General features: G+C 71.6%; 11 protein-coding genes. All 11 read right to left on the reverse strand.

The features are described from left to right. Positions 1–3: 3 nt before the first annotated feature. A complete protein-coding gene (locus tag AC3EN4_RS21840; RefSeq protein ID WP_435207564.1) occupies positions 4–651 on the reverse strand; it encodes a DJ-1/PfpI family protein in 648 nt (215 codons plus the stop codon). A gap of 31 nt (positions 652–682) precedes the next feature. After that, positions 683–1,639, reverse strand: a complete 957-nt coding sequence (locus AC3EN4_RS21845; protein WP_435207565.1) for a GlxA family transcriptional regulator — start codon at positions 1,637–1,639, stop codon at positions 683–685. Positions 1,640–1,711: 72 nt separating this feature from the next. Then, positions 1,712–3,109 (reverse strand): GH1 family beta-glucosidase, encoded by a 1,398-nt coding sequence (locus AC3EN4_RS21850; protein WP_435207566.1) that lies wholly within the window; start codon positions 3,107–3,109, stop codon positions 1,712–1,714. Further along, positions 3,106–5,346 (reverse strand): alpha-xylosidase, encoded by a 2,241-nt coding sequence (gene yicI, locus AC3EN4_RS21855; protein ID WP_435207567.1) that lies wholly within the window; start codon positions 5,344–5,346, stop codon positions 3,106–3,108. Before yicI ends, AC3EN4_RS21850 begins: the two co-directional genes overlap by 4 nt. Beyond that, positions 5,343–6,224, reverse strand: coding sequence for a carbohydrate ABC transporter permease (locus tag AC3EN4_RS21860; protein WP_435207568.1), 882 nt, complete (start codon positions 6,222–6,224; stop codon positions 5,343–5,345). Before AC3EN4_RS21860 ends, yicI begins: the two co-directional genes overlap by 4 nt. Before the next feature lies 1 nt (position 6,225). Beyond that, positions 6,226–7,194 (reverse strand): carbohydrate ABC transporter permease, encoded by a 969-nt coding sequence (locus AC3EN4_RS21865; RefSeq protein ID WP_422735811.1) that lies wholly within the window; start codon positions 7,192–7,194, stop codon positions 6,226–6,228. A gap of 67 nt (positions 7,195–7,261) precedes the next feature. Further along, positions 7,262–8,566, reverse strand: a complete 1,305-nt coding sequence (locus AC3EN4_RS21870) for an ABC transporter substrate-binding protein (RefSeq protein ID WP_435207569.1) — start codon at positions 8,564–8,566, stop codon at positions 7,262–7,264. 86 nt (positions 8,567–8,652) lie between these two features. Next, positions 8,653–9,678 carry a LacI family DNA-binding transcriptional regulator gene (locus tag AC3EN4_RS21875; RefSeq protein ID WP_435207582.1) on the reverse strand — a complete coding sequence of 342 codons (1,026 nt, stop codon included), beginning with the start codon at positions 9,676–9,678 and terminating at the stop codon, positions 8,653–8,655. 725 nt (positions 9,679–10,403) lie between these two features. Beyond that, positions 10,404–11,213 (reverse strand): metal-dependent hydrolase, encoded by an 810-nt coding sequence (locus AC3EN4_RS21880; protein WP_422735809.1) that lies wholly within the window; start codon positions 11,211–11,213, stop codon positions 10,404–10,406. Between the two features lie 103 nt (positions 11,214–11,316). Next, positions 11,317–12,879 (reverse strand): serine/threonine-protein kinase, encoded by a 1,563-nt coding sequence (locus tag AC3EN4_RS21885; protein WP_435207583.1) that lies wholly within the window; start codon positions 12,877–12,879, stop codon positions 11,317–11,319. A 180-nt stretch (positions 12,880–13,059) separates the two neighbouring features. Next, a complete protein-coding gene (locus tag AC3EN4_RS21890; protein ID WP_435207570.1) occupies positions 13,060–14,805 on the reverse strand; it encodes a serine/threonine-protein kinase in 1,746 nt (581 codons plus the stop codon). Positions 14,806–14,925 lie beyond the last annotated feature (120 nt).

A 14,925-nucleotide genomic window follows, 5' to 3' on the forward strand; every position in this document is an offset into this window, starting at 1 on the left:
GGGTCACCGGGCCGCCCGGGCGGCGCTGTCGTACGCCGACACCCGGGCGCGCACCTCCGGGGTGGCGCGGGCGGGATGGCCGCTGTCGAACGGTGGCTGCGGGTCGTACTCCATCCAGAGCTGGACGGCCTCCGCGGTCGTCCGATCGGTGAGCAGTTCGACGAGCCGCAGCCCCATGTCGATGCCGCTCGACACGCCGGCGGCCGTGATGACACGGGCGTCCAGTTGTTCGACGACCCGTTGGTCCGTGGGCGTGGCGCCGAACCGCGTCAGCTCCTGCGCGGCGAGGTAGTGGCTGGTGCCCCGCCGCCCGTCGAGCAGCCCGGCGGCCCCCAACAGGATCGAACCCGAACACACCGAGGTGGTGAAGGTCGTCGTGGGATGGATCCGCCGGATCCAGCTCGGCAGCGGCCCGCGCAGGGCCTGCGCGGTGCCGGGACCTCCCGGCACGACGACGACATCGGCCGCCGTCACCTCGTCGAGCGTGGCCTCGGCGACGAGTGCGGCCATCCGGCAGTCGTCCCGGACCGGACCGGCGCGTTCGGCGACCAGGACCACGTCGATGCCCGGTGTGAGGGCCAGGGGCTGGTAGACGCCGATGACGTCCAGGGCGGTGAATCGGTCGTAGAGCGGGATGACGACGTGGCTCACCGGCGGTTCCCTTCGGAGTCGTTGCCTGCGGTCAGTTGATCGAGAAACGGGTGCGGTACTCGCCCGGGGTCGTGCCCAGCCGTTCGCCGAACACCCGGCGGAGCGACTCGGCCGACCCGAAGCCCGCCCGGGCCGCCACCGCGCCCAGACCGAGGTCGGATTGCACCAGCAGGCGTTTGGCGGTCTCCAGGCGGAGCTCGGTGAGGTAGCGCCCGACCGTCAGCCCCGTCTCCCGGACGAAGAGGCGCTGGAAGTGCCGGGGCGACATGGCGAGCTGCGCGGCGAGGTCGTCGACGCGGTGCGCCGCCGCCGGATCCGCGTCGATCGCACGCTGCGCGGCCGCCACCCGCCGCTCGGTGGCGCGTTCCCGCCAGACCGGTCCGGAGAACTGGGCCTGCGCTCCGGGGCGGTGCAGGAACATCACAAGCCAGCGGGCGATCTCCTGGGCGACCCGCGTGCCGTGGTCGGCCGCCACGACGGCCAGTGCCAGGTCGATTCCGGCGGTGACCCCACCCGACGTCCACACCTCGCGGTCGTGCACGTACAGGGCGTCATGGTCGACGGTGAGGTCGGTGAATCGCCGGCCCAGTTCCCGGGACAGGGACCAGTGGGTCACCACCCGGTGACCCCGGAGCAACCCGGCCCGTGCGCAGAGGAACGCCCCGGAGCACACCGAGAGCAACCGCGTGGGCCGGCACTGGCGCAGCCAGGCGACGAGGTCGTCGTGCTCGTCCTCGGCCGCCGCGCTCCGGCCGCCCGGCACGACGAGGGTGCCCCCGCTGACCGGCTCACCGAGCGCGTCGACCGTCAGCGCGAGGCCGCTCTCGGAGACCACCTGCGCCGTCGCGCCCGCGAGCCGCAGCCGGTAGGCGGGCGGCTCGTCGCGCGTCGTCCGGTACCGGTTCGCTCCTGCCAGGACCTCCCACGGGCCGGTGACGTCGAGCGACTGCACGCCCGGAAAGGCGACGACGGTGACGGGCTCGACCATGCGTCGAGTCTGCCGCCGCGATCCCCGCGGCACCATGACGGCGTACCCACGGATAGTGACACCTGGCTGGTGTCAGTCCAGGCGACCGGTCGTGGCGAGGCGTCGGTACCAGTGCGCGCTGTCCTTCCAGGTGCGCTCCTGGGTGTCGTAGTCGACCCGGATGATCCCGAAACGACGGTCGTAGCCGTAACCCCACTCGAAGTTGTCCAGCAACGACCAGACGAAGTAGCCGCGCACGTCCACGCCCTGCGCGCGGGCGTCCGCGACCGCCGCGATATGCCGACGCAGGTAGTCGATCCGCAGGTCGTCGTGGATCCGGCCGTCGGCCGACACCACGTCGTCGAACGCCGCGCCGTTCTCGGTGATCATCATGGGCTGGCCCGGGTGTTCCCGCCCCAGCCGCAGCAGCAGCTCCGTCAGGGCCGGCGGGTCGATGTTCCACCCCATCGCCGTGTACGGGCCGGGCTGCGGCAGGAAGTCGACGTCCTCGGCACCCACCCACGGCGAGTGCGCCGACGCGCCGTGACCGTCGGCGTCCGAGCGGGCCGAGTGCCCGTCCCAGGCGCGGACCAGGGTGCTGGAGTAGTAGTTGACGCCCAGCACGTCCAGCGGCACGGCGGCCAGCTTCTCGTCGCCGTGCCGCACGAACGACCAGTCCGTGACGCCGGCCGTGTCGGCCAGCAGGTCGGCCGGGTACGCCCCGTTCAGCATCGGCCCGAGGAACGCCCGGTTGGCCAGCGCGTCGATGCGGCGGGCCGCGTCGACGTCCGCCGCCGCGTCCGAGGCCGGGCGGATGACGTGCAGGTTCAGCGTCACCGACAGCTCGGCGGTCGGCGCGGTCTCGCGGACCACGCGACCGGCCAGCCCGTGCGCGAGGTTGAGGTGGTGTACGGCCGCCAGCGCCGCCGCCGGCTCGGTCCGTCCCGGCGCGTGGACGCCGGAGCCGTAGCCGAGGTACGCCGAACACCACGGCTCGTTCAGCGTCGTCCAGGTGTGCACCCGGTCGCCGAGCGCGGCGACGATCCCCGCGGCGTACTCCTCGAAGCGCAGCGCCGTGTCCCGCACCGGCCACCCACCGGCGTCCTCCAGCTCCTGCGGCAGGTCCCAGTGGTACATCGTGGCGACCGGGCGGATGCCGCGCTCCAGCAGACCGTCGACCAGCCGGGAGTAGAAGTCCAGCCCGGCCTGGTTGAACCGGCCGGCGCCGCCCGGCTGCACCCGGGGCCAGGAGATCGAGAAGCGGTACGCGCCCAGGCCCAGCTCGGCGACGTGGTCGAGGTCCTGCGCCCAGCGGTGGTAGTGGTCGGCGGCCACGTCACCGGTGTCGCCGTTCAGCGTCCGTCCCGGGGTGTGGCTGTAGGTGTCCCAGATGGACGGTCCCCGGCCGTCCTCGGCTGCCGCGCCCTCGATCTGGTAGGCCGCCGTGGCCGAACCCCACAGGAAACTCTCCGGGAAGGCATCTGCCGTCACTGTCCCGCCACCTCCGTCCCGGCCACCACGCAGTGGTACGCCGACGATTCACCCGCCACCAGCTCCGCGCTGGCCACGCCGTCGCGGAAACTTACCTCGAACTCCGCGCCGGGCCCCGCGCCGGGCGACGGAATCCGTACCCGCCGCCGCTGTCCCTCGGCCGGGGCGTAGAGGCACAGCCGGACATCGTCCGCCCAGGCGTAGTCGGGCCGGTCGGAGCGGGCACCGAACGGGATGACCGCGCCGGGCCGGACGAGCACCGGCAGGCTGTCGAACTCGTGCTTCTCGGTCACCCAAGCGGGGCCGGTGAGCTGGGCGCCGGTCAGCAGGTGCGTCCACGTGCCGGCCGGGACGTAGAAGGTGACCTGACCGTCGGCACTGAGCACCGGCGCGACCAGCACGTCGGAGCCGAGCATGTACTGCCGGTCCAGGTACGCCGCGGCCGGGTCGTCCGGGAACTCCACGATCATCGGGCGCATCATGGGTACCCCCTCGGCGTGCGCCTCCTGTGCGGCGGCCGCCAGGTACGGCATCAGGCTGAGCTTGAGCCGGGTGAAGCGCCGCAGCACGTCGACCGCCTCCTCGTCGTACGCCCACGGGACCCGGTACGAGCCGGAGCCGTGCAGCCGGGAGTGCGACGAGAGCAGACCGAAGGCGATCCACCGCTTGAACACCGCCGGGTCGGGGGTGCCCTCGAAGCCGCCGATGTCGTGGCTCCAGTAGCCGAAACCGGACGCCGCCAGGGACAGCCCGCCGCGCAGCGACTCCGCCATCGCGACGAACGTCGCCTCGCAGTCGCCGCCCCAGTGCACCGGGAACTGCTGCCCGCCCGTGGTGGCGGAGCGGGCGAACACCACCGCCTCGCCCTCGCCGCGCTCGGTCTCCAGCAACTCGAAGACGGCCTTGTTGTAGAGGTAGGAGTAGTAGTTGTGCATCCGCTGCGGGTCGGAACCGTCGTGCCACACCACGTCGGTGGGGATGCGCTCACCGAAGTCGGTCTTGAAGCAGTCGACGCCCATGTCCAGCAGGACCTTGAGCTTTCCGGTGAACCAGGCGACCGCGTCCGGGTTGGTGAAGTCGACAAGCGCCATCCCGGCCTGCCACTTGTCCCACTGCCAGACCGAGCCGTCCGGGTTGCGGACCAGGTAGCCGGCCGCGCGGCCCTCCTCGAAGAGGTACGAGCGCTGCGCGATGTACGGGTTGATCCAGACGCACACCTTCAGGTCGCGCTCGTGCAGCCGGCGCAGCATGCCCTCCGGGTCGGGGAAGGTCGCCGGGTCCCAGACGAAGTCGACCCAGTGGAACTGGCGCATCCAGAAGCAGTCGAAGTGGAACACCGACAGCGGGAGGTTCCGCTCGGCCATCCCGTCGACGAACTCGGTCACCGTCTTCTCGTCGTACGAGGTGGTGAACGACGTGGACAGCCACAGCCCGTACGACCAGGCGGGCACCCGGGCCGGGCGGCCGGTCAGCGCCGTGTACCGGCGCAGCACGTCCTTGGGGGTGGGCCCGTCGATGACGTAGTAGGTGAGCGACTGGCCCTCGACACTGAACTGGTTCTGCGCCACGACCTCGGAGCCGACCTCGAACGACACGTGCTCCGGGTGGTCCACGAAGACGCCGTAGCCGGCGCTGCTCAGGTAGAACGGCACGTTCTTGTACGCCTGCTCGCTGGCCGTGCCACCGTCGGCGTTCCAGATGTCGACGGTCTGGCCGTTCTTGACGAACGGGCCGAAGCGCTCGCCCAGCCCGTACACCGTCTCGCCGACGCCGAGGGCGAGCCGCTCGTGCACGTGCCGACGGCCCTGGCCGTCGGTGACAATGCCGACGCTGCGCCCGGTGGACGCGGTGAGCACCCGGTCGCCGTGCCGGAACTCGACCCGCCAACCGTCGACGAGCGCGACCCGGGCGGTGAGTTCGCCGGTGGTCAGCGACGCGGTGATGCCGGTGATGTCGACGGTGACCGGGTGCCGGTCGTCGGTGGTCAGCGCGAAGCGCGGCTCGCGGGGGAGCCCACCGCTGTGGTGACCGATGGTCACCCCGACGACGCCGGGCGCGGGGGAGAAGAACCGGACGGTGACGACGGGCCGGTTCAGGGTGTCGCCCCGACCGGTGATCTGACCGGCCGGCGCGAAGACGGTGAAGCCGCTCTCGTCCGGCTCGACCGATTCCACCGCGCCGGGGCGCAGCACGCTGACCCCCGGGCGCAGTTGCCAGTACCCGTCGGTGAACTTCACTTCTCGGCTCCTGCCGTGATGCCGCGCGCCAGAGTGCGCTGGAAGATGAGGAAGAAGAGGATGGCCGGCACGAGGCTGATCAGCGCGCCGGCGTTCGTCGTCGGGGCGTCCATCAGCCGGTCGCCCTGCAACGACGCGAGCGCGACCGGGATGGTCTGCGTCTGGTTGTCGATCAGCATGACCAGCGGGATGAGGAACTCGTTCCAGGTCCAGATGAAGAAGAAGATCAGGAGTACGGCCAGGGTGGGCCGCAGGTTGGGGAAGACCACCCGCCACAGCACCGTCCACTTGCCCGCGCCGTCCAGCGCGGCGGCCTCCAGCAGCGAGCGCGGGAAGGTGCCCAGGACCGAGGCCAGCAGGTACGTGCCGAAGGCGCTCTGGATCACGGTGAAGATGATGATCACCGCGAGCCGGGTGTTGTAGAGGCCGACCTCCTTCGCCACGTAGTACAGCGGGTAGATCAACGCCTCCTGCGGCAGCATGTTGGCCAGCAGGAACAGCCCGACGATCCAGAGTCGGCCACGGACCCGCCCGATGCCCAGGGCGTACGCGTTGAGCAGCGACACGAGGACGCCGAGCACCGCCACGGAACCGGCGATGAGCGCCGAGTTCCAGAGCTTGAGCGGGAAGTTCACCTCGTTCCAGTACGTCCGCAGGCCCTTGGTGTAGAACTCGCTCGGCCAGCTCAGCGGGCCGGCCGACGAATAGTCACCGGGCGACTTGAAGGCGTTGAGCAGCATGAACGCGAACGGCACCAGCATGACGAGCGCGCCGGCGGTGACCAGGGCGAGCACCACCCAGCGGCCGGCGCCGCGGTGGTGCCGGTCGCGGACGTGCCGGCGGACCGGCGTGGGGGCTCCAGTGAGCGTCACGGCCATGTCAGAACCCCCGGTCCCGGCGCTCTGTGCGCGCCTGCCACCAGATGAGGAGCCCGGCGACCACGACGATGATCAGCGTGAGCACCGTGGAGATCGCCGAGCCGTAGCCGACCTGGAGCTTCTTGAAGAAGGTGTAGTACGCGAAGTAGGACGGCACGTTCGTGGCGTTCTCCGGGCCGCCCCGGGTCAGCGCGAAGATCGGCCCGAACACCTTCAACGCCGCGATGGTGCAGGTCAGGGCGACCACGAAGGTCTCCGGCCGGATCTGCGGCAGGGTGATCGCCCGGAACCGGTGCAGCCAGTTCGCGCCGTCGACCTCGGCCGCCTCGTACAGTTCCGGGTCGACCCGCTGCAACGCGGCCATGAACACGACCACCGGGTAACCGATCTGCACCCAGATCATCACCGCCATCACGGCCGGCAGGGCGGTGTCCGGGTCGCCCAGCCAGTCGTGGCGCAGCGCGCCGAGGCCGACCGCGTCGAGCAGGCTGTTGAACGCGCCGTCGGGGCGCAGGATCCAACCCCACACGATGCCCGCGACCACCACGGGCAGCACCTGCGGGAGGTAGAAGGCGGCCCGCAGGCCGGCGGCGGTACGCGGCTGGAAGCGGCGGCCGATCACGTCGAAGAGCACCGAGGCGAGCAGCAGCCCGAGCAGGGTGGGCACGATCACCATCGCGACGATCATCGCCACCGTGTTGCGGAACGACGCCCAGAACACGTCGTCGTCCAGCAGCCGCTGGTAGTTGTCGAACCCGATGAAGGTGGGGTCGCCGATCCCGGACCACTTCGTCAGCGACAGGTAGCCGGTGCCGACCAGCGGCGCGCCGATCACCAGGAGGAAGAGCACCGCCCCGGGGAGCAGGTAGAGCCAGTACGCCGCGTTCCGGCCGCGAGGTCGGCGGCGGGGTGTCGGCGGGGTGGGCGTCGCCGTCGACGGTGTGCCGGCGACGGTCTCGGAGAGTGCCATGGGAGATCCTTCCCGGCGGTGCGGACGGGCGCTCCGGTCGTGCCGGTCGCGCCCGCCGCTCGCCGTGTCACTTGCCGGTGATCTCCTTGACGCCATCGGCGTACGGCTTGGCGATCGTGTCCAGCACCTGGTCCGGGGTCTTCGAGCCGTTGATCAGGCCCTGGAAGCCGCCGACCAGCACGTCGTAGTAGCCGGGCACCGGCCAGTCCGGGTAGAAGGCCAGACCGTCCTGCTTGCTGACCGTGTTGAAGTCCTCGATCAGCTTGCGGTCCTTCGGATCGCTGATCTTCGAGGCGTCGGCCGCGATCGGAACGCCACCGTTGTTGCCGATCAGGTCCTGGATCTCCGGGCGCAGGGTGATGTCGATGAAGTCGTACGCCAGGCTCTTGGCCTTGCTGTTCGACGGGACCACCCAGATGTTGCCCGACGACCCGGCGTTGAGGGTGTTGCCGGGGAAGAGGAACGTGTCCCAGTTGGCCTTCATCTCGGTCTTGAACCGGCCGTACCACCAGCTACCCGAGACGATCATGGGGGTCTTGCCGGCGATGAACGCGGTGCCCATGTCCTCGGCCTTGAGACTCGCCGAGTTCTTGGCGACGTAGCCCTTGCGCACCCACTCGGCGAACGTCTCCGCGCCGTACTTTAGCGGGTCGGCCTTGAAGTCGACCGGGTTCTTGTAGAGCTGGTAGTTGTCGACGAACTGCCGGTCGGCCTTGGCGAGCGCCAACTGGTAGAAGAGCTGCCCGGCCGGGTACTCCGCGCCGGCCATACCCAGCGGGGTGATCTTCTTGCTGACGAAGGTGTCCATCGCGGCGGTCATCTCGGCCAGCGTGGTCGGCACCTTGACGCCGTTGCGATCGAACAGGTCCTTGTTGTAGTAGACCGTGACGTACTCGCCGTAGTTGGGTACGCCGAACCAGTTGCCCGACCCCATCACGCCCTTGTCGCTGTACCGGGCGGTGGTCTGCAGGCTGGGGCTGAGCTTGCCGGCCCAGCCGCGCTTGTCCGCCTCGGCGCTCAGGTCGGTCAGCAGGCCCTGCGACGACAGCAGGCCGGCTGTCGCGTTGCCCTTGTTGTACTCCATGATGTCCGGGCCCTCGGACGAGTTGATGATCATGCCGGCGTTCTGCTGGATCTGCTCGAACGCCTTACGCTCGAAACGCACCTCGACGCCCGGGTGTTCGGCCTTGAAGATCTCGATCGCCTTGTTCCAGCCGACCCCCATCGCGCTGTTCTCGCTCTCGTAGTGCCAGAGCTTGAGGGTCTTGGCCCCGCTGTCGTCCTCGCTGTCACCGCCGCCGCAGGCGGCCACGGTGGTCGTCGCGGTCGCCGCCAGGGCGATCGCCGCGACGATCCGGCGGAATCGCTGCATTGCTATCCTCCTCGTTGAGTATCGAGCCCGGTATCTCACTGGGCCCGTCGTCGCGTTGCCGCGCGGCGGCGGGCCGTTTTTACTGGTCAGCCCCCATGGGGCCGGTCTGGTCGTGGCGCGGCGGTCGAACCCCGGATCTCCAGCACGCACGGCAGCAGTTGTTGGTGGCGCTCGTCGCCGGGGCCGTCCAGGTGGCGTACCAGCGCCTCGATCGCGATCCGTCCCAGGGCCGATCCGGGCGAGGTCATCGCGGTCAGCGCCGGCGTGGCCAACTCGGCGACCTGCGGCGAGGTGACCATCGAGACCACCGAGACGTCGTCGGGCACCGACAGCCCTCGCCCGGCCAGCTCGCCGAGGATGCCGAAGAGCGCCGTCTCGTTCATCGCCAGCACGGCGGTCAGCTCCGGGGCCCGGGCGAGCGCGGCGGCCAGGGCCGCCCGCCCGCCGGCGGCGCTGTCCTCGGCCGGGATCATGATCGGCTCCAGGCCGTGGCCGGTCATGGCCGTGACGAAGGCATCCCGGGTACGCAACGCGGGCCCGTAGCCGCTGGCCAGCGTCGCGGCCGAGTGGTTGACGTAGACGATCCGGCGGTGCCCCAGGCCGACCAGGTGCGCGACCGCCTCCCGCACGGTCTGCTCGAAGTCGATGTCGACGAAGGAGAGCCCGGCGGCGTCGCCGGTGCGCCCGATCAGCACCAACGGCACGCCCGCCTCCTGGAGCACGGTGACCCGCTCGTCGGCGAGCTGCACCTCCATCAGCACCACGCCGTCGAGCATCCGCTGGGTGGCCAGCCGGCGCAGGTCGTCGAGGTCGCCCCCGCCGACCGGCGAGAGCACGAGGTGATAGCCGACCGCGCTGGCCGCGGCGGCGGCGCCGGTGACGAACGCGGTCTCGGTCGCCCCCAGACCGCGCTCGTCCATCGGCATCAACAGACCCAGGATGCGGCTACGCCGACTGGCCAGCCCCCGGGCCATCGCGTTGGGCTGGTAGTCCAGCTCGGCCATCGCCGCGAGCACCTTGGCGCGGGTGGCCTGGGAGATCGGCCGGGTGCCGGTGAGCACGTACGACACGGTGCTGACGGAGACCTGCGCGAGGCGGGCGACGTCGTGCATCGTGGCCACCACGCACCTCCTCCGGCCTGCGGTGGAACCGCTTGCGAATGATCGTCGAAGCGTTTCGACTAAACGTTTCGACAGACGCTAGGGCACGTGTTACGGCACCGTCAATAGCCGATGTCGAAAAGAAGTCCGGGCGGCCCGCATCGTCGCCAGCGCGAGCCCGGGAAGCAGCAGGTTCGGCGATGTTGCTGTTTCCGGCGCGTCTGATGCAGCAACATCGGTGATGTTGTGAGGATCTTGGCGCGGGGCGCGGGGCGCGGGGCGCGGGGCGCGGGGCGCGGGGCGCGGGGCGCGGGGCGCGGGGCGCGGGGCGCGGGGCGCGGGGCGCGGGGGGAGGGGCGAGGGGCGTCGATCTTGCACTTTCTGTGCCGACAAAGCACGCAAACCTCAACACTTCGTCAACCGAAAGTGCAAGATCGGCGCGAGCGGCTGGGTCCTCCCTGCTCCTCACCGGGCCAGCCCGGCAAGATCGCGCTCGATCCAGGATCTAGTGGTGTCGGCGCGACCGGGAGGCCACTAGATCCAGGATCGAGCGCGATCTTGACGTCGGCGACGCCCCTCACCCCGTCGATCTTGCACTTTCGGTGGCGACATAGGGCGCGAAACGGGACGGGTCGGCAACCGAAAGTGCAAGATCGGCGCGGCGTGGGGGCGGGCGCGCGGGGGCGGGGCGTGCGGCGTCGGGGCGCGGGGCGCGGGGCGCGGCCGGCGGGGCGGGGTTAGACGTTGATGTTGAAGCGTTGTAGGACTGAGGGGGCGATCAGGCCGGCGGTGGCGAGGGCCGCGACCACGGTCAGTACGGCGCGCAGCACGACGACCTCGGCCTTGCTGCCGGTTCGCAGCGCGATGTTGTTCGGGAGGCCGATCATCGTCCACATGCGGCGGCGGATCGGGATCGGCCAGAGGATCGGCACCCCGGCTTTGGTGATCATGTCGCCGAGGATGTGCACGAAGCAGCCCACCCCGACGGCCGTACCGATCAGCGGATACCCCCGCCCGCCGGGCAGGTTGGCGAAGGTGAACCAGGCGGCCCCGGCGGAGGCGAGCGTCACGATCACCCAGCCGGCCCGTTCGGCCCACTCGTCGAAGAGTCCGCGCAGGGCCAGGCCGAACATGAAGAACAGGATCGTGATCACCGCCCACTTGCCGTACGCGGCGCAGAGCGCGGTGGTGCCCCAGCCGACGAGCAGCGTGAACGGGAGCGTGTGGGTGAGCGTACGGTGCCCGTTGTTGCGACGCGGATCCTTGCTGAGCTTCGTCGCGTAGTAGACGCCGAGTGAGATCTTCTCCATCACCTCGGCGATGAAGAGCGAGAAGACCCCGAACGTACGGGCGACCGTGGCGCCGCCCTGGTTGCGGGTCACCTTGCCGGACAGGTCGAGGTCCGGAAAGAGCGCCCCGCCCGCGCACACCGCGGTGCCCACCGCCAGCGCCAGCGGCGACTGGTGGTAGTCGGCGAACTGGTCCAGCGCCCAGGACCCGGCCAGCCATACCGCCGCGCCGGACAGCGCGTGCGACGGTCCCATCATCTTCGGCTCACCCTCCCCAGGGATCTTGAGCGCCAAAACTACGCCACTGTAGCCAGCGCCGGTGTCGCAGGGGCGTCAGTTTGATCGTCCACAGCGGACAGTGTCAGAGGGTGGGCGTGAAGCTCTGCCGAATCATCACGAAGTATGCCGCGTTGACCTGCCAGTCGAACTCTTTTGTCAACCACGAGACGGTGTAGGCGCGTGCGGCTGAGGTGTTGGCCAGCAGTCGGATGCTGTGCACCCGCTCGCCGGCGGCGTTCTCCCAACTGCACTCCCAGAGCGCCCCGCCGTCGAAGACGTCAAGCGTGGAGATGTCGACCTTGCGGTAGCCGGGTAGCGCCTCGGCGTCGACGAGCCGCTTCTCCTCGGCCCTCAGGTGTGCCAGCGGGTCGGTCCAGGCCGGTCCCGCCTCGACGCTGAGCACCCGCGCCCCACTGGGCTCCCGGAAACAGGTGACCGCCCCTTCGGTCCAGCGTGCCCAGCCCACCGGCGCGGCGATGCGGAAGCCGGTCGGGTCGTCGTGCCAGGTCCACCCGTCCCGCAGCCCGTACCGCGCGTCCTTCGGTGGTGACATCGAGGGCACCGGCGTGGCCGTCGGTGGCGGGGGTGTGGCGCACGCGAACGCGGCCGGTCGGCCGGCGGTCGCGCCGCCGCCGGAGCCGGACGGCGGCGTGGGCTCGTCCGGGCGGTGCTGCAGCGCGGCGGTGACGCCGCCGGCGACGAGCAGGGCCACGGCGGCCGCCGCGCCACCCCAGGCGATCAGCCGTCCGCGTCGCCCCGCTTTGCGGTCCACCGGCGTCGCCGCGTCGTGGGCGGGGCGGTCCGCGCCGACCCGGGCGGTGGTGGCGGCCCGGGCCGCGCTGCGGACCGCCGCCACCGCCGTGGACCGGACCGGCGAGGGCTGATCGTGGTCGGCCGCCGCCGCGTCCCGCAGCAGCGGCTCGGCCTCGGCGGCGGTCAACCGACGCCAGGGATCGCGCTGCAACAGGCCGGTGATCACCGGACGCAGGGGGCCGGCCCGACGCATCGGGTCCGGCGGCTCGGTGGCCAGCGCGCTGAGCGTCGCCATCGCGCTGGACCGGGCGTACGGGGACTGCCCCTCCACCGTGGCGTAGAGCGTCGCGCCCAGCGACCACAGGTCCGTACGGGGATCCGACACCCCGTCGCGCGCCCGCTCCGGGGCGACGAACTGTGGGGAGCCGAGCACCAGGCCCGGTCCGGTCATCGCACCGTCGCCACCGTCGAAGGTGGCCAGGCCGAAGTCGGTGAGCACCACCCGCCCGTCGTCGGCGACCAGCACGTTGTGCGGCTTCACGTCCCGGTGCAGGACGCCGGCGGTGTGCGCGGCCCGCAGCGCGGCGAGCACCGCGAGTCCGATCTGGGCGGTACGCGTGGGACTGAGCGGACCCTCGGCGTTGATGATCTGCTGCACCGACCGGGAGGCCACGTACTCCATCACGATCCACGGGTTCTCCCCGTCGTGCACCACGTCGTACAGCCGGACGACGTTGGGGTGGTTGAGCCGCGCGGCCGTACGCGCCTCGCGGAGCGTCCGCAGTCGTAGCTCCGCGCGCTCGGACTCGGCCAGCCAGGCCGGCGGCACGACCTCCTTCACCGCCACGTCCCGGTGCAGCATCTCGTCGCGGGCCAGCCACACCCGGCCCATCCCGCCGGTGCCGACCAGGTCGAGCAGCCGGTACCGACCCGCGATCAGCAACTGCTGCACGGTCGCTCCCCCTCGGTCACCCTGAGTTACACGATAGCCACCGTCGCCGGTTTTCTCATCCGCTGAGCGGAGCCTCGATCCACGCCGGACGGAGGGCGGAGCAGGTCCATACGGCGCAGGTCAGCGGGGTGGTCGGAAACTCTTTCGCACCGTGGCCCAGTCCCGGTCGGCGGTGGTCCAGTCCCGGTCGTCGGTGATCCAACCCACCATCCAGCGTGACCCGCCAACGATCTGTTGCCGGGCGTGGAGCCGGGGGCCGTTCGGGGCGTCCCACCGACACTCCCACTCCGCGTCCGCGTCGCCGGTGGCGAGCCGGATCTCGTCGTAGCCGGGCAGTGCCCCGGCGTGGGCGGCCTCGTCCCGGGCCGAGCGCAGCCGGGTGATCGGGTCGGCCGCGCCGCCCTCGGCGACGCTCAGCGCCCGGCCGGTGGCCGGGTCCTGGAAGCAGGCCACCGCCCCGTCGCGCGAGTAGTACCAGGTCGCCGGGACGGAGACCCGGAAGCCGGTGGTGTCGGCGTACCACACCCACCCCGGTGGCGGTCGGAACCGCTCGCCCGCGCCGGGTGACCCGGCCGTGACCGGTGCGCCGACGACGTCCGGGCGGACGCAGGGAAACGGTGGTGGGGGCAGGTCGCGGCCTCCCGGTGGACCGGGCCGCCCGGGACCGCCACGGGGCGGGCCGCCCCGGTCGTCGCCGTACCCGCCGTCCTGCCCTCGGCCGTCGTCCACCCGCTCGGCGGTCGGGGTGCTGGACGACCCGGCCGTGTCGGTCGGGTCGTCACCGGCGACGGCCAGCGCGGTGCCCACCCCGGCGGCCGCCGCCACGAGCAACGCCGTGGCGGCCAACGCCGCCCGCCGCACCACCGGCCGTCGGCCCGTTCGCCCCGTGGCGGTGGTGGCGGCGTCCGCCGGGTACCGGACAGCCGGGTCGACCGTCGGGCGGTCGTCCTCAGGAGCGTCTTCCGCCGACTCGACGCCGGTGCCGATCGGGTCGGGCCCGGGCGGCGGGGTCGGCTCGGCACCGTCCCCGGCGGTGGAGGCCGTCGAGGACGAGATGTCGGTCCGCTCCGCCGCGGCGGTGAGCAGCCGGCGGGCCTCGTCGTGGCCGAGGCGGTCCTGCGGATCGCGGCGCAGCAGTCCGGCGAGCACCGGCGCGAGCGGGCCGGCGTGCGGCGCCGGGTCCGGCGGGCCGGCGGCCAGCGCGCTGAGGGTGGCCATCGCGTTGCTGCGGGCGTACGGGGAACGGCCCTCCACGGCGGCGTGCAGGGTGGCACCCAGCGACCACAGGTCGGCGGCCACCGTGGACACCCCCTCGGCGGCGCGCTCCGGGGCGACGTACTGCGGCGAGCCGAGCACCATCCCGGGGCGGGTCATCGCGCCGTCCCCGCCGTCGAAGGTGGCCAGGCCGAAGTCGGTGAGCATCACCCGCCCGTCGTGGGCGACGAGCACGTTCTGCGGCTTGATGTCGCGGTGCAGCACGCCGGCCTGGTGCGCGGCCTCCAGGGCGTCGAGCAGGGCCAGGCCGATCCGGGCGGCGCGGGCCGGCTCGAGCGGCCCCTCCGCGTCGAGGACATCCTGCAGGGTGCGCGACGGGACGTACTCCATCACGATCCACGGACTGCCCTCGACCGGGACGACGTCGTAGAGCCGGACCACGGCGGGGTGGTTGAGCCGGGCCGCGGTGCGCGCCTCGCGCAGGGTGCGCGAGCGCAGCTCGGCCCGCTCGTGGTCGGCCAACCAGCTCGGCGGTACGACCTCCTTGACGGCGACCTCGCGGTGCAGCATCTCGTCGTGGGCTCGCCAGACCCGACCCATACCCCCGCGGCCCACCAGGTCGAGCAGCCGGTACCGACCGGCGATCAGCACCTGCGCACGCTCCTTCTCAGCCGCTGTCCGGGTTTACACCCTAACCAGCGGATCGGAACGTACCTATAGGTCTTCCGACCCAGGGCCTGCTTCATAAGAACTGGTCGGCCTGCGGCGGGC

This window comes from Micromonospora sp. bgisy143 (genome assembly GCF_057708145.1).